We start from the raw sequence: 14857 nt of genomic DNA, 5'->3' as shown, positions 1-14857 counted from the left end.
CGACAATTGCTCACTCCCATCAACTTTGCCCAAAACTATTCAAATTCCGCAAAACCGGCCAAGCTGCCAATCTAAATTTGAGTTAACCACTCATCTTATTGTAGGTCGCCGCGTGAGATCGCGGCGCGAGTGGGGCAAGCTAATGAGTAAGCAACAAAGATTTATGGGATGGCGGGCAGGTCTGGGGGCAGGCGTTGCCGTTATTGCAATTTGCGCCGCGTGGGCCGCGCAGGCGCAAAGTGCGGCCGAAGGCTCGACGCTGGCACCGATCGTTATAGAGGGCGAAGGTCAGGGCGATCAGGGAACGGGCCCGGTCAAAGGCTATGTGGCAAAACAGTCGACGACGGGTTCCAAGACCGACACGCCACTGAACGAGATCCCTCAAGCCGTTTCCGTGGTTGGTCGGGAAGAGCTGGATGACCGTGGCGTCGTGAACAAGATTGACGAAGCGCTGCGGTATACGCCGGGTGTCACTGCAGCACCCTTCGGGACCGATCCGGATACGGACTGGGTTTATATCAGAGGCTTTGATGCAACGCAGACGGGCCTTTATCTCGACGGGATGCAGCTCTACGGCTACGGCTTCGGCGCGTTCCAGATCGACCCATTCATGCTTGAGCGCGTCGAGGTTCTAAAAGGCCCCGCGTCGGTTCTTTATGGCGGCGGCAATGCCGGCGGCATAGTCAACGAAGTCCGCAAGCGGCCGACGGACGAGCCTTTCTACTACACCGAAATCGGCATAAACTCCGACGGCAATGCCTTTACGGGCTTTGATGTTTCCGACCAGCTCGGCCATGACGAGACGATGAGCTACAGGCTGACCGGCAAGATTGCCGGTGGCGAGGGATATTCCGACTTCCAGAATGATTTCCGCGGCTTTCTCATGCCGCAGGTCACCGTTTCGCCGGACGAAAGCACCAAGCTGAACCTGTGGGCCATGGTGTCCGCTCTCGATCAGCGGCACACGGGCAATGGCTTCTTCCCCTATGTCGGCACCGTTGTCGATGCGCCTTACGGCAAGATCCCCCGCGACGCCTTTCTCGGCGAACCCGGCATCGACCGTGGCTGGTACAGCCAGCAAATGGTCGGCTACGACTTCGAACACGAATTCGACAGCGAATGGAAGGTGTCGTCGGCGGCGCGCTACGGCCACCTGAAAAAGTTCGAGGAGGCCCCCTACGCTTACGACGTCGACAACACCGATCTTGAGATCGACCGCATTGGCTTTACCGGCCGCTCGGAGGTCAACACCTTCACGATAGACAACCATGTAGAGGGCAAGGTCGATACCGGCCCCCTGGAACACACGGTCTTGCTGGGGCTGGACTATAAATACTACCAGCTCGACAACAATCAGGCATCTCCCGCCTGGCCCGATACCGCAACCCCGATCGATCCGCTCGATCCGCAATATGGCGCGCCACAGCCGGACAATGCGACTTACAGCAACCAACTGATCACCCAGCAGCAAGTTGGCATTTATGCCCAGGATCAGGTACGTTTCGCAGACGGCTGGCTCGTGACCCTCAACGGCCGGTACGATTATGTGCATACCGACACCGATAATCGCGAGACGGCATACGGGACCTCGCCCGACTACGATTTCGACAAGTCTGCAGCCAGTGGACGCGTCGGTCTTGCCTACGAATTCGACAGTGGCCTGACGCCCTATGCCAGCGCCGGCACCTTCTTCAATCCGACCGTGGCCGTCAGCGCGACGCCAAACAATGCGCCGGAAGAGGGCGAACAGTATGAAGTGGGCCTGAAATACGATCCGACCTTCGTCGACGGCACCTTCACCGCCTCGCTGTTCCACCTGAACAGACGCAATGTGGTCGTGACCGACCCGGCGACCTTCCTTGCCCAGCAGATCGGGGAGGTGGAATCGCGCGGCATCGAACTGGAAGGCAAGATCAACCTCGACGACAACTGGAAGATGCTCGCCTCCTTCTCCTATACGGATCTCGAGGTGAAGGACGACATTATCGCATCCTATGTCGGCAAGAAGCCTTACCTGATACCCGCTACGACTGCCTCGCTTTGGCTCGATTACAGCGTCACCCATGGCGCGCTCGAAGGCCTCAGCCTCGGCGCCGGCGTTCGCTACCAGGGCGAAAGCTATGCCGACCGGCTGAACACGCTGACGGTGCCCGATGCGACCCTCGTCGATGCCGCCATTCGATACAAGAAGCAGGGTTGGGAAGGCTCGATCAACGTTACCAACCTGTTCGACAAGGACTATGTTAAAGGCTGCCAGGGGGCCTATACCTGCGGCTACGGCGACGCGCGCACCGTTATCTTCAAGCTCAGCAAAGTCTGGTAAGTTGAAAGGTGTGTTGAAGTTCAGCAGGAAGGCTCCAACGGAGCCTTCCTTTGCGACCGGAGACGAAGCTTGAGCAGCGCATTTCCGCTCTCGCGCAGAATGCTGCTGACGGGGGCGGCATCTGTCTTGACCGCCGGCAGCCACGCCTGGGCACGGTCCGGTCCCCGCGTTGCCACGCTCGACTGGGCGCTGATGGAGACATTGCTGGCTATTGGCGCCAATCTGGTGGCAGGAAGCGAGCTTCGGCAGTTCCGTCAGGTTGCCGTTCTGCCCAACGTGCCCGATACCGTGGCGGATCTCGGCCTGCGAGGCAGCCCTAATCTGGAGCTTCTGCATTTCGTGAAGCCTGACGTGATCTTCAATTCGAATTTCTACCAATGGGCTGATCCGCTGATGAGCGCGATTGCGCCGGTCGAAAGCCATTCCGTCTATCAGCCGGGCCAAAGCCCGTATGATCTTGCCATGACGGCGACCCTTGCGCTTGGCGAGCGGCTGGAGCGCCCAGAAGCTGAGCGATTGGTCCACGACCTCGCCGGAAGATTGCATCGCCACGGAGGCGAGTTGAGGCAGGGCGACGGCCGGCCGATCCTGCTCATCAACCTTGGCGACGCCCGACACTATCGCGTCTTCGGTGCCGACAGCATGTTCGGGGAGGTTCTTGCGCGCCTTGGGCTGGTCAATGCCTGGACGGGCGCGACGAGCTATTCGGCCATGGCTCAGATCGGTGTTGAAACGCTGGCATCCATGCCCGATGCCTGGATCGTGCTCATTCCGCCGCATCCGCAGGACGCGCTAAAGGAACTGACGGAAAGCGACTTCTGGAATGCGTTGCCGCCGGTCCGCGAAAACCGGGTGCTGACGCTGGGTTCCGTCAATCCCTATGGTGCATTACCGGCCGCCGGTCGCTTCGCCGATCTGCTGACGGAAGGATTGGCCCATGCGTGGAATGGCTAGCCTTTCAAAACCCCTGCGGCCCGTGCCTGCGGCTTTCCTGCCTGTCGCGGCCTTGGCATGCGCATGCGTGTTGGCTTTTACCCTTCTTCTCGCCTGGCGTCCGCATGTGAGCGGCGAGCCGGCAACCGCTGATATTCTCGACAACATCATTTTATGGGACAGTCTGCTTCCGCGTGCAGTGATTGCCTTGGTCGCGGGCGCTTCCCTTGGCCTTGCCGGCGCCTTGCTGCAGCGCGTCCTGCGCAACCCGATCGCCGATGCGTCCACGCTCGGTATCGCATCGGGAGCGCAGCTCGCACTGACGCTGGGCTTGAGCTTCTCGCCGCTGCTGGCTGGTCTCTCCCGCGACCTCGTTGCTTTTGCCGGCGGCCTGATCGCGGTCTTGCTGGTTCTGGCGCTGAGCTGGCGGCGCGGTCTCGATCCGGTAACGGTCGCTATTTCCGGCATGATCATCAGCATGATCGCGGCATCGCTCAGCGTCACTTTCATCCTCGCCCGCGGCGAATACGCCTTGTCGATCAGTATCTGGGGCGCAGGCGCGCTTAACCAGCACGATTGGAACGGCGTGATCTCGCTTGCACCGCGGCTGGTGATGGGCGGTTTTCTGTCCTTCTTTCTCATCCGGCCGCTGAATGTACTGGCGCTGGATGACTCCAGCGCGCGCAGCCTCGGTCTGGCGATCCACGGGCTGCGGTTCGTCATCCTGCTCGTTGCCGTCTGGCTTGCCGCTTCGGTCACGGCGACCGTGGGGATCATAGCGTTTCTTGGCTTGGCAGCGCCCAGTCTTGCCAGGCTCTGCGGCGCGCGCACTACCGGGCAAGTCATGGCCACCGCGCCGATTGCCGGTGCCGCGGTACTCTTCCTGACCGACTGCCTGACGCAATTGCTCGGTCCGGGTTTTTCCGATCTGGCGCCAACCGGCGCCGCCACGGCACTGCTCGGCGGGCCGCTTTTGCTGATGCTCCTGCCTAAGATGCGCAGCCTTAATATCGCATCGACCGGAGCGGAAGCGGCATCAAGGGCCGCCGCTCATCCCAATGCGCTTCTTACGGGCATGACCGGCCTCCTTTTGCTGATCATCGCCATCGCGCTTGTCATCGGGCCGACGCCTTTCGGCTGGAGCCTCGCTCGTGGTGCAATGTTTGCCGAGCTCCTGCCGTTCCGGCTGCCGAGAGCCGCCGCCGCCGGAAGCGCCGGAGGGCTGTTGGGGGCTGCCGGTTTCATCATGCAGCGAATGACAGGCAATCCGCTTGCAAGCCCTGAAGTTCTGGGTGTTTCGACCGGAGGCGGGGCGGGGCTGACGGTTGCTCTGCTCGTCTTCGGTTTTATCTCTCCCCTCACCATGCTGGGGAGCATGACGATCGGAGCCCTCCTGGCTTTCCTCTTCATGATCGCCGTGGCCGCCCGTTCCGAGCTGTCCGCCGAGCGGCTTCTGCTCGCAGGCATCGCCGTCAGCGCGATCTCCATGGCCCTGATCAGCATGGTCCTGGCCCAGGGCGACATGCGGTCCTTCATCCTGCTGACCTGGATATCGGGTTCGACCAGTCGCGCCGGCAGTTTCGAGGCCTGGACGGGCCTAATTTCGCTTGTCGCTCTCGCACTTCCCTTGTTCGCCTTCCACCGCTGGTTCTCGATCCTGCCGCTGGGAACGGGCCTTGCCCGAAGCGTCGGCCTGCAGGTCATGCCATCACGACTGACACTGTGCGTCCTGGCGGCCGTGATGACAGCCATATCCTCGTTTCTCGTCGGCCCCCTGAGCCTGACGGGGTTGATCGCACCGCATCTCCCACGACTGATCGGTTTTCACCGGCCGCAGCATCAATTGGCCGGGGCTATTGTCATTGGCGCAAGCATCCTGATCGGCGCAGACTGGCTGTCCCGCGTGATCATCTACCCCTATCAGGTGCCGGTCGGGCTTTTTGCAGCTCTCATTGGCGGGCCTTATCTTCTCTGGTTGCTCAGCCGCAAGGAGCGACAGCGATGATGAGGGATCGGCGGCAAGGATCAAGCCTTGCGCGCTTTTTGCCACCACACCAAAGACGTTTCCGGCGGAGATAAGGCCTAGCTTCTGGATATAAGGAACGTGTGGCTACCCTCATCCATTGATCCGTGAGGCAATGGAGCAAGCAGCATGGATCCTCTTCAGCAAACGGTATCCGACGTTCTCAAGGTGACCGGCCGGAAATCGCCGGAATTGGGGGGCGGGGCTGCCTCGATCCTGTCTGGTCTCATCGGCATGTCGTTGATCCGCATGGCAGCGGCAACCACGGCCATCAAGACCAATCTTGATGCTGCCGATATTTTGGCGCCGATCGACCAGATCTCGACGCGCCTGGAAGACCTTGCACGGGCGGATGTGGAGGTCTTCAGGCGATATGTGGCGGCGCTGAGGCTTCCGCACGAGACAGATGGGGAGGAAACAACCCGCAAAGAAGTTCTTGACGAGACAGGAGCCGAGGCAGCTCAAACGCCGCTTCAGGCAGCGCTTCTCATGGTCGAAGGGCTAGAGATTGCCGCCCGGATTGCCCCCGAAATCGACGCCGAAGTTGCTAGCGACCTTTACGCGGGGGCCGCCATCGTAAAAGGCGCGCTTTACGGCGCTATCGCAACACTGGATATCAATTTGAGGCCGCAGCGCATGGCGTCACGCCGGGCCGATATGCTGGCGCAACGATCACATGTTCTCGATCGTCAGAGGGCGGCCATGAAGCAGATCGGCCAGCAAGCGGAAGTTGCCGGCCATCTTCTGGATTAGCGGCTGGGGCCATACCGCAGCCTTATCACTTCGCAGCGGCCGGCTCAGGCGGTCGGTTGCTTCGTCTTGCGAAGGTAGGGAAGGACCGTATCGAACGAGCCGAAGCGCGCGATAGCGTCTTCGTTGGACACGGCTGCCGTAATGATCACGTCATCGCCCTGCTGCCAATTGGCCGGGGTCGCCACCTGGTGCTTGGCGGTAAGCTGGATGGAATCGATCGCCCGGATGATCTCGTGAAAATTGCGGCCGGTTGTCATTGGATAGGTAAGGATCAGCTTGATCTTCTTGTCGGGCCCGATGACATAAACGGAGCGCACAGTGGCGTTGTCGGCCGGCGTGCGGCCTTCCGAGGAGGCGCCTGCGGCTGCCGGCAGCATGTCGTAAAGCTTGGCGACGTTGAGATCCCGGTCGCCGATCAGCGGATATTCAACATCATAGCCCGTGGCCGTTCGGATATCGTCTTTCCACTTTCCGTGGCTTTCAACTGGATCGACGGAGATGCCGATGATCTTGACGTTCCGCTTGCGGAACTCGCTTTCAAGTCCGGCCATGGTGCCGAGTTCGGTGGTGCAGACCGGTGTGAAATTCTTCGGATGGGAGAAGAGCACCGCCCAGCCGTCCCCGATCCACTCGTGGAAACGCAGCGAGCCCTGCGTGGTTTCGGCGGTAAAGTCTGGTGCGACGTCGTTGATGCGAAGTGTCATGATGCTAGCTCCCCATTTGTTCTGCCATGGCCGCGCCTGCTTGACGTCCGCCTTGATGCAAATTCCCGTCGCGCGGATAGTAGCCGGTCGTTTCCGTAAGGCTACGTCATCTGTTCCAAAAATGGGGCGGAATGAGCGAAATCTTGCTCGGCCAATGCGCCGGTCACCGCTTGCGTTCTTGCAGAAGCCTGGTTCGTCCGGTCTGGCGCGAACGCTGGTAAGATGCCGAAGTAATGGGTGAAGATCAGCGGCAAGCCAAGATCGAGGATGGCGCCCGATCAGACGATGACGCCGAAGCTGAGCTTCGGGTTCAGGCGCGTCATGTCCTAGGTGGGAAGGTGAACAAGGCCGTCTGATCGCGAGCAAATATCTCGGCTGCATCTTCGACGACATCCTGCCGCCCCGCAGCATTCTGTTCTGCGGGGCGGCAGGAAGCTCGGCTTCAAAAAGTCCTAGCGGACGATCTGAACGACATTGCGCGTCTTCTGGTCGACGATGACGCGCTGCTTGTTGACGACGGTATAGGCGTATTGTGGTGCCTCCGGCACCGGCGTCAGCACGACGGTTTCCGGCACTGGCTTACCCACAACGATCTTTTCCTTGACAACAACGGTCTCTGTAGACGCCGGCTGCTGCTCGACATAGGTGACGACGCGCTCCGGCGGCGGATCGATGGCGGTGCCCGCGGCAGCGCCGACAACGCCGCCGACGGCTGCACCGACCGGACCACCGACAATTGCACCGGTGACGGCGCCGCCGGCCGCACCATTAACCGTGCTTTGCTGCGCAAATGCTGCGGGAGCAAGAGCCGTTGCGATCATTGAAGAGAGTATCAGGACCTTGGTTTTCATGACGTTTCCTTCACTTTTCTCGTTGATTTTGCCGGCTCTGCACGAGCAGCAATGGCTCCTAAACCCCGGCTTGGCAGGTGGTGTTCCGCTATAAGGCCTCGGTCTGGTGTCCTTGTAAGACCAAAGACTGAAACGGCCGGGGCCAACGGCCTAGTGCCTCAGGTTAAAGGTCTGTGCCCCCTTTAGACCGGGAACGGCGGAAGGATGCAGCAAGTTGCTGTGGCAGTTCTTTCAGGAGGCAAAAAGCATGGAAAACAGCGTATTTCAGGCCCGGTGGCTTCTTATCCCACTAGCCTGCCTAGCTCTCAGCCTGATGGCCCTGGGAGTGGCTGCCGGCTAGCACCTTGTTCCCTTCGCTGCGTCTTAGTCCCTCGGCGCAGCCCTTGCCTGCCGGTATTGTTACCGGCAGGCCTTTCAACTGACTCAAAACGTCCTAGACTCAGAGGAAGTGCGGACGCGTTGCCGGAAAATGAGGTTGTCGCAATGAAAACGAGAAGAGACCTGATCCTGCTTACCTGTAGCGCTTTGACCGGACTGGCGCTTGTTCCGGAGCATGTTTCCATTAAGGACGGCAAGGTCGTGGTCGGCTGGAGCGAAGCCCTGGCCGGAAATGGCAATGGTAATGGCGGTGGGAACGGCAACGGGGGCGGCAATGGCGGGGGAAATGGCAACGGTGGCGGCAATGGCAATGGTGGCAGTGGAAACGGTGGCGGTGGCAAAGGCAACGGCAACGGCCAAGGAGGGAAATCGGCCGGAAACAACGGTGAGAGCTCGGCCGGAAGCAGCTCTTCGAAGGGAAGCCCGAGTTCCGCGGTAGGGAGCGCCGATCAGGATCGCGGGCTTGCGGTCCGCCATGCGAATGGAACCACCGAGCGGATTGTCGACGGGCGCTACGAAATGCGCGACGCGCGATCCAGGACGATCGTCAACCGCCGCGCGACAACCTCCGACCGGTCCAGACTGGAAGCCTTTAACCGCTGAACCTGTTTTCCGTCGCATCGCGCAGCGCCAATGCCGCTTCGGTGCGGTTGCTGACCTTCAGCTTGGCCAGGATACGCGTCATGTGGTGCTTGATGGTCTTCTCGTGAAGGTCCAGCTGCAGAGCAACGCGCTTATTGCTAAGGCCGGATGCAACCAGTTTCAGGACCTGGTGTTCGCGTTCCGTCAGTTCCGCCATCAGGTCCTGCTTCGTATCGATAGCGCCCGGCTGCGACAGGCCAGCGAAAAGGCGCGCCGACAGGGATGGAGAGACGTAGCTTTCACCGGATTGGACGGAGCGTATGACATCCGCAAGCGCACGCGACCCGACGCCCTTCAAGACATAGCCGCGGGCTCCAAGCTTCAGCGCCTTGGCGATGTCTTCATTTGCCTCAGACACGGTCAGCATGATGATCTTAATCTCTGGGCAGGCTTCCAAAGCGCCGGCAACGGCATCGAGGCCATTGCCGGGCATGGAAATGTCCATCAGCATGACATCCGGACACTGCTCAGCGACGATCTGCAGCGCCTCGTCGCGCGATCCACCCTCGGCGACGATGTTGAAGCCGTCTATCTCGCCCAGGCTGCGGATCACGCCCTCGCGAAACAGCGGATGATCGTCAATCACAGCAACGCGTATCTCTGACATCATGCATGCTCCATTTCACTCAAGTTCAGAGCCATCTTTACTCGTGTCCCCTCAAGCGAGGTCGAGATATCGAAACTTCCACCAAGGCTTTCGATCCTTTCCCTCAAACCGGCCAATCCCAGTCCTCCGGGGCGGATGTTGCCGGGATCAAATCCTGGCCCCTTGTCGCTGACTTCAATCACAATGCTGCCGTCGTCATAGTATTGCCGAACCGCCTGGGCGACCCCGCCGCCGTGGCGGAAGCCGTTATTTAGCGTCTCCTGCACAAATCTGTAGATGCAGATCTTTGCAGACGGCGCCAAAAATCGCGAGGAGGCCTGCATAGATAGTTCGACAGGGATCCCGGTTAGTTGACGGTGGGCGCCGACTGCCCGCTGCAGAACGTCAGACAGGTCGGCGGTTTCTATTTCAGGCAGGACCAGCCCGGTACATATGCTGCGGATTTCATCCATCGCTTCCTGCAGCCGGTCCTTGATGGCAAGAATTTCGGCTTCCCGCTTCGGGCGTGCCGCAGCGGGATCCATGAGGACCTCGCTATCAACCCGAAGAGCTGCATAGGCGACGAGTTGTGCGGGCCCATCATGCAGATCGGCTCCGAGGCGTCGCAGGTAGCTTTCGTTAAGTGCCGTGGCACGTTGGGAAGCACGCTGCGCCCGGGCGTGCAGCGCCCGGTTCTGCGACAGGAGTTCGGAGAGCTCGGCGACCCGCTGCGTCAGGGCGCGCTGCTGCGTGTCGATGATGCGGCTACCGCGAAAGACGATAGCCGACAGGAGCAGGAAAAAGGCAATCGTGACGCCGGCGACTGCCAGCCAGCTGCGCAGCCGCGCCTGTGAAAGGCTGTGGTAGAATTCTTCGGCGACTTCGTAGAATTCCGATACGGCGACGACCTCGCCAGACCAAGGCTGCAGCACGGGGTTGTAGATCTCCAGCAGGGGTTTGCCGGACGCCCGTTCGGAGGCGCTCTCAGGGTCGTCAACGCGGTCGAACTGGGCGACCATCCGGCCGGAAAACGCTGCCCGAAGATCCTCGCTTGGTGGGTAGCTGCGCCCAACCATGCTCTTGTCGGTCGAGTAGAGCACCGTTCCGTCTGCGCGCCACAGCCGGAAGGACAGAACCCGTCCGCCGAGAGCGCCCTGGCCGAAGGTCTCGTCGAGTACCCGGGTGGTGACATCGTCAAGCGTTTCAGCCGTCTTGAGGTCCGGCAGGATGGGGGCGATGACGCTGTCGACATAGAGGGCGGTGGTGGCTGCGGAATTGCGGGTGACGGCTGCTTCGATCAGTGTCGTGACCAGCGCTCCGACGAGCAGCATGGCGCATAGGGAGACAACCCCTCCAGCCAACAGGAATTGCTTTGCCAGCGACTGCCTGTTCCAATGTTGAAGAATGTCGACTGCGCGCAAGGGACACCGGTAAAGACTGCACGAGGCTAACCTATGGCAGCTTTGGGCGGGGTCAATGTCACTCGGCGCTTCGGTGGCTCCTAGGATGAAGCCGTCAAAGCCGAGCTTGGAACATGGGAAGGGCGGCTGCGTTCTCGACCAGTCTGATGCGGAGGTTCCCATGATTGCTGGAAATAAGCTCGAATGGCTGGCGCGGTTTGGCTATGCAGCCCGCGGCGGCGTATATGCGTTAACGGCGGGTATGGCCCTGCTGTCCAGTTTCGGCGGGGACAAACTGGACTCCAAATCCGCCATGCAAGTCCTGCTTGCGCAGCCCTTTGGTCAGATCTGGCTCGGTTTGATCGGCGTTGGTCTGCTCGGCTTCATCGTTTGGCGCTTGATCCAGGCGGCCTTCAATACCGATCATCATCCGCAAGACGCGAAGGGATACGGAACCCGCGCCGTGCTGCTGGTCAGCGCTGCCACCTATAGCGGTTTGGCACTTTTCGCTCTGAGCCAGGCGCTGCATCTCGGCTCGGGCGGGTCTTCGGGCGGCGAGGACAGCTGGACCGCCTGGCTCATGAGTCAGCCGTTTGGACGCTATCTGGTCGGGCTTGTTGCGGTTGCCATCATCGGCGGCGGGATCGCCCAGATCCTCCGGGGGGCGAAACGCGGCTACCTGAAATATTTCGAGCGTGATTGGCCTCAACACCGCTCGCTCGACGCCATTTGCATGTTCGGGCTGATCGCCCGCGGAATCATTTTCCTGATTACGGGAGTATTCTTCCTATATGCAGCTTTCACCGTCGATTCAGACCAGGCGGGCAGCACGGCGGACGCGTTGATCTGGGTGCGGCAGCTTCCGTTTGGCGGGGAACTCTATATCCTGGCTGCGCTCGGTCTGTTCTCGTTCGGTGCCTATGGCTTTATCGAGGCGCGTTACCGCATCGTCAATCCGCCGACAATGCGGCAGGCGCGCCAGGCGTTGGCCGTATAGCGACAAGAGTGAGGCAGCAAGGACATGCAATTTCATCATCGCTTCAGACAAAGGATCATCGATCGGTTCATGACTTTCGAGCCAATCGGGCTGATGACCTTCGGCGTGATTGCCGGCGGCCTTTTCCTGTTCCTGAGCCTTGCCAGCGAAGTCAGCGAAGGTGAGACGCATGCTTTCGACGAGCGGATATTGCTGGGGCTGCGGGTGCCGGGGGATTTGGGGACGCCCATCGGCCCCTACTGGCTGAACCACGCGATGAACGACATCACAGCGCTCGGCGGCACCACCGTCCTGTCGCTGATGACGATCCTCGCCACCACCTATCTGCTGCTTGGCCGCCGCCGGGAAATCGCCGTCTTCATGTTCCTGTCCATCCTCGGCGGCTGGCTGGTGAGCCAGGTGGCCAAGCTTGGTATCGCCAGACCGCGCCCGGACATCGTGCCGCATCTGGTGGAAGTGCACAATATGAGCTTCCCCAGCGGCCACGCCATGTTGTCTGCGGTGACATATCTGACGCTTGCGGCTCTGCTTTCGCGCGCGGAAGAATACCGGTCGACGCGGATTTTCTTGCTCGGAACCGGCATCCTGCTGACGCTTTTGATCGGCATCAGCCGCATCTATCTTGGCGTCCACTATCCGACAGACGTGCTGGGAGGATGGTGTGCCGGTGCGACCTGGGCCGCGGGATGCTGGCTGGTGTCGCGGCGGTTCATTTCCGCAAAACCGGCTGTTCCTGAACAGCCGGACGTCAGCTCAGGTCCTTGAACAGGACGTTCTGGTCGGTCAGGTAGCGCGCAAATATGGGCAGGCTTGCGCCGCCGATGGCGCGTGCCTGGTCGCCGACGGATCCTTCGACGATCTGTGGCATGACGACCCCCTGAAGATCCAGGCGGACCACCTCGGCGATCGTCGCCTTCACGAGGCGCTGCCGAACCCAGCCGGGAAAGCCGCCGTCGATCACGGCGGCACTGAAATCGATGATGGAGGCGGCTGCAACAATTGCCTGAGCGAGCGCCTTGGCGCTGTCCTGGATCCATGCCTCCAGGGGCTCGCCAAAATCGATCCACTGATCGGCTGAATACCAGAGCGGCTGCGGGTCTATGTTTCGTTCGCGTAGCATGCGTTCCAGCACGAATATCGAAGCGATTTCCAGAAGCTGGCGATGCTCGCCATTCTTGCCGCGCACAGGGAGTGGGCCGACGGCTCCGGCCGTTCCCGTCCGGCCGGAGAAGATCGCAGAATTGAGGACGATCCCGCCGCCGATAAAGGAGCCGATAAAGAGATAGATGAAGTCCGGATAAGCCGAGCCCTTGCCGAAAACCAGTTCTGCACCACATGCGCTCGTGGCGTCGTTCTGCAGAAATACCGGATAGGAGATCTTGGCTGCGATTTCGGACTGGAGATCGAAGTTTCGCCAGGCATCCATGGCACCTTCCGGGGCGCCGACCTCGCCGGTCCAGTTCCAGAGCTCGAACGGTGCGGCAATGCCGATGCCGGCGATCCGGCTCCTTTGCTGTTCGTCGATCTGCGCCTCTAGGCTGGCGATGCCATTGGTGATGAAGGCCATGATCTGACCGGGCAGGGGATAGGGGAAAGTCTCGTGCAACTGCATGCGGACATTCCCGATGAAATCCATGAGCACCAGGTCCGCGCTGCGGCGGCCGATCTTGACACCAAACGAATAAACCGCATCGGCGTTGAGCTGCATCGGGATGGAAGGCTGGCCGACCCGCCCCCGGACCGGATTGCCGCGCAAGATCATGCCTTCCTTTTCCAGGGACCTCATAATAACGGACGCCGTTTGCGCCGAAAGTCCGCTTCGCCGAGCAATCTCAGCCTTTGACAGCGAGCCATAGAGCCGCACGAGAGAGAGGATAAGCCGCTCGTTATAGGCTCGTACCCGCACCTGGTTGGCGCCTCCCGACGAACTGACGTGGGACGGTGGATGGACAGTGTTATCAATGGACATTCGGCCTGCCTCCCGGAGCCATGTCCGGCAATTTCTACGCGGCCCAGATAAATAATTCAACCGGATTTATTTATTGACAAGCTTCTGTTCATGGAGATTAATGACTGCGTGAAAGATGCGGAGGCTTGGAGGAAGCTTTAGCGGAAACCGGTCCGGAACCGCATCTGTGAGGGTGACATAACCCTTCAATCCAATTTTCCTGGGAGGATTAAAAATGACGAAATCAATTCTTTCTGCGGCTGTTGCCGCGCTTGCCATGGGCGTGGCCTTTGCCGCGCCTGCCTCTGCTGCGGATGTGTCCGCCTGCCTGATTACCAAGACGGATACGAATCCATTCTTCGTGAAGATGAAGGAAGGCGCCGCGGCCAAGGCGAAAGAGCTTGGCGTGACGCTGAAATCCTATGCCGGCAAAATCGATGGTGACAGCGAAAGCCAGGTTGCCGCCATCGAAACCTGTATCGCAGACGGCGCAAAGGGCATCCTGATCACCGCCTCGGACACCAAGGGCATCGTACCGAACCTCAAGAAAGCGCGCGACGCCGGCATGCTGGTGATCGCCCTCGATACGCCGTTGGAGCCGATCGACGCCGCTGACATGACGTTTGCGACCGACAATCTGCTGGCCGGAAAGCTGATCGGCCAATGGGCGAAAGAAACGCTCGGCGACAAGGCAAAGGACGCGAAGGTCGCCTTCCTCGACCTCACCCCATCGCAGCCCTCCGTAGACATCCTGCGCGACCAGGGCTTCATGATGGGCTTTGGCATCGACACCAAGGATGCCAACCGGATCGGCGATGAAAACGACCCTCGCATCGTCGGACATGACGTGACCAACGGCAATGAAGAGGGTGGGCGTACAGCCATGGAAAACCTTCTCCAGAAGGATCCCACCATCAATGTCGTCCACACGATCAATGAACCGGCAGCGGCAGGCGCTTATGAAGCGCTGAAGGCGGTCGGCCGCGAGAAAGACGTTCTCGTCGTTTCAGTTGACGGTGGGTGCCCCGGCGTCAAGAACGTCGCTGAAGGCGTGATCGGCGCAACGTCGCAGCAATATCCGCTGCAGATGGCGGCGCTCGGCATTGAAGCGATCAAGAAGTTCGCCGACAGCGGCGAAAAGCCGAAGCCGACCGCAGGCAAGGACTTTTTCGACACGGGCGTGACGCTTGTAACCGACAAGCCGGTGTCCAGCATCAAGTCCATCGCCACAAAGGAAGCACTCGGCAAGTGCTGGGGCTGACGGTCCTTTGATCAACCGCGGGGAGGGCTAGCTCTCCCCGCCTCAACGCCATGCCAAA

General features: G+C 60.4%; 13 protein-coding genes. 8 read left to right on the top strand and 5 right to left on the bottom strand.

What is annotated here, in order from left to right:
* The first annotated feature begins 142 nt into the window (after positions 1–142).
* The 4 genes from E2F50_RS02080 (at position 143) to E2F50_RS02065 (ending at position 6032) form a co-directional block, all read left to right on the top strand.
* Positions 143–2323, top strand: coding sequence for a TonB-dependent siderophore receptor (locus tag E2F50_RS02080; RefSeq protein ID WP_133314403.1), 2181 nt, complete (start codon positions 143–145; stop codon positions 2321–2323).
* 99 nt (positions 2324–2422) lie between these two features.
* Entirely contained in the window at positions 2423–3277 is an 855-nt protein-coding gene (locus tag E2F50_RS02075) for an ABC transporter substrate-binding protein (protein ID WP_133315192.1), read from the top strand.
* Complete coding sequence (gene fhuB, locus E2F50_RS02070) at positions 3261–5261, top strand: Fe(3+)-hydroxamate ABC transporter permease FhuB (protein ID WP_133314402.1); 2001 nt, start codon at positions 3261–3263, stop codon at positions 5259–5261. The genes E2F50_RS02075 and fhuB overlap by 17 nt, the downstream gene beginning before the upstream one ends.
* Before the next feature lie 147 nt (positions 5262–5408).
* Positions 5409–6032 carry a cyclodeaminase/cyclohydrolase family protein gene (locus tag E2F50_RS02065; RefSeq protein WP_133314401.1) on the top strand — a complete coding sequence of 208 codons (624 nt, stop codon included), beginning with the start codon at positions 5409–5411 and terminating at the stop codon, positions 6030–6032.
* 44 nt (positions 6033–6076) lie between these two features.
* On the opposite strand, the gene E2F50_RS02060 is transcribed toward E2F50_RS02065, so the two are convergent.
* Together E2F50_RS02060 and E2F50_RS02055 are read right to left on the bottom strand one after the other, a co-directional pair.
* Entirely contained in the window at positions 6077–6736 is a 660-nt protein-coding gene (locus E2F50_RS02060) for a peroxiredoxin (protein ID WP_133314400.1), read from the bottom strand.
* A gap of 452 nt (positions 6737–7188) precedes the next feature.
* Positions 7189–7587: a DUF1236 domain-containing protein gene (locus tag E2F50_RS02055; RefSeq protein WP_133314399.1), complete on the bottom strand. Its 399-nt coding sequence runs from the start codon at positions 7585–7587 to the stop codon at positions 7189–7191.
* A gap of 483 nt (positions 7588–8070) precedes the next feature.
* Here E2F50_RS02055 and E2F50_RS02050 point away from each other — a divergent pair, with 483 nt between their 5' ends.
* Positions 8071–8568, top strand: a complete 498-nt coding sequence (locus E2F50_RS02050; protein WP_133314398.1) for a hypothetical protein — start codon at positions 8071–8073, stop codon at positions 8566–8568.
* Here the strand turns inward: E2F50_RS02050 and E2F50_RS02045 are convergent.
* Both E2F50_RS02045 and E2F50_RS02040 read right to left on the bottom strand, forming a co-directional pair.
* Positions 8558–9217, bottom strand: a complete 660-nt coding sequence (locus E2F50_RS02045; protein WP_133314397.1) for a response regulator — start codon at positions 9215–9217, stop codon at positions 8558–8560. The genes E2F50_RS02050 and E2F50_RS02045 overlap by 11 nt on opposite strands.
* Positions 9214–10554: a sensor histidine kinase gene (locus E2F50_RS02040; protein ID WP_342635699.1), complete on the bottom strand. Its 1341-nt coding sequence runs from the start codon at positions 10552–10554 to the stop codon at positions 9214–9216. Before E2F50_RS02040 ends, E2F50_RS02045 begins: the two co-directional genes overlap by 4 nt.
* 220 nt (positions 10555–10774) lie before the next feature.
* Here E2F50_RS02040 and E2F50_RS02035 point away from each other — a divergent pair, with 220 nt between their 5' ends.
* Positions 10775–11590: a DUF1206 domain-containing protein gene (locus E2F50_RS02035; RefSeq protein ID WP_133314395.1), complete on the top strand. Its 816-nt coding sequence runs from the start codon at positions 10775–10777 to the stop codon at positions 11588–11590.
* Between the two features lie 69 nt (positions 11591–11659).
* Positions 11660–12355 (top strand): phosphatase PAP2 family protein, encoded by a 696-nt coding sequence (locus tag E2F50_RS02030; RefSeq protein ID WP_245515263.1) that lies wholly within the window; start codon positions 11660–11662, stop codon positions 12353–12355.
* On the opposite strand, the gene E2F50_RS02025 is transcribed toward E2F50_RS02030, so the two are convergent.
* Entirely contained in the window at positions 12339–13559 is a 1221-nt protein-coding gene (locus E2F50_RS02025) for an ROK family transcriptional regulator (protein WP_133314393.1), read from the bottom strand. The two genes, E2F50_RS02030 and E2F50_RS02025, sit on opposite strands and share 17 nt — an antisense overlap.
* 214 nt (positions 13560–13773) lie before the next feature.
* Between E2F50_RS02025 and E2F50_RS02020 the strand changes: the two genes are divergently transcribed.
* The gene (locus E2F50_RS02020; RefSeq protein ID WP_133314392.1) at positions 13774–14799 is read left to right on the top strand and encodes a sugar ABC transporter substrate-binding protein; all 1026 of its coding nucleotides are present in this window, start codon (positions 13774–13776) and stop codon (positions 14797–14799) included.
* Positions 14800–14857: the final 58 nt, after the last annotated feature.

This window comes from Rhizobium deserti, assembly GCF_004358025.1.
Taxonomy (GTDB): Bacteria; Pseudomonadota; Alphaproteobacteria; order Rhizobiales; family Rhizobiaceae; genus Neorhizobium; species Neorhizobium deserti.
Note: the sequence above shows the minus strand (reverse complement) of the source record. Positions and strands in the feature narration are given on the sequence as shown.

What these genes read in the sequence shown, in the direction of transcription:
- E2F50_RS02060 (WP_133314400.1), bottom strand. Translation starts at nt 6,736, where the DNA reads ATGACACTTCGCATCAACGACGTCGCACCAGACTTTACCGCCGAAACC.
- E2F50_RS02050 (WP_133314398.1), top strand. Translation starts at nt 8,071, where the DNA reads ATGAAAACGAGAAGAGACCTGATCCTGCTTACCTGTAGCGCTTTGACC.
- E2F50_RS02025 (WP_133314393.1), bottom strand. Translation starts at nt 13,559, where the DNA reads ATGTCCATTGATAACACTGTCCATCCACCGTCCCACGTCAGTTCGTCG.
- fhuB (WP_133314402.1), top strand. Translation starts at nt 3,261, where the DNA reads ATGCGTGGAATGGCTAGCCTTTCAAAACCCCTGCGGCCCGTGCCTGCG.
- E2F50_RS02020 (WP_133314392.1), top strand. Translation starts at nt 13,774, where the DNA reads ATGACGAAATCAATTCTTTCTGCGGCTGTTGCCGCGCTTGCCATGGGC.
- E2F50_RS02055 (WP_133314399.1), bottom strand. Translation starts at nt 7,587, where the DNA reads ATGAAAACCAAGGTCCTGATACTCTCTTCAATGATCGCAACGGCTCTT.
- E2F50_RS02035 (WP_133314395.1), top strand. Translation starts at nt 10,775, where the DNA reads ATGATTGCTGGAAATAAGCTCGAATGGCTGGCGCGGTTTGGCTATGCA.
- E2F50_RS02045 (WP_133314397.1), bottom strand. Translation starts at nt 9,217, where the DNA reads ATGATGTCAGAGATACGCGTTGCTGTGATTGACGATCATCCGCTGTTT.
- E2F50_RS02080 (WP_133314403.1), top strand. Translation starts at nt 143, where the DNA reads ATGAGTAAGCAACAAAGATTTATGGGATGGCGGGCAGGTCTGGGGGCA.
- E2F50_RS02030 (WP_245515263.1), top strand. Translation starts at nt 11,660, where the DNA reads ATGACTTTCGAGCCAATCGGGCTGATGACCTTCGGCGTGATTGCCGGC.
- E2F50_RS02075 (WP_133315192.1), top strand. Translation starts at nt 2,423, where the DNA reads ATGCTGCTGACGGGGGCGGCATCTGTCTTGACCGCCGGCAGCCACGCC.
- E2F50_RS02065 (WP_133314401.1), top strand. Translation starts at nt 5,409, where the DNA reads ATGGATCCTCTTCAGCAAACGGTATCCGACGTTCTCAAGGTGACCGGC.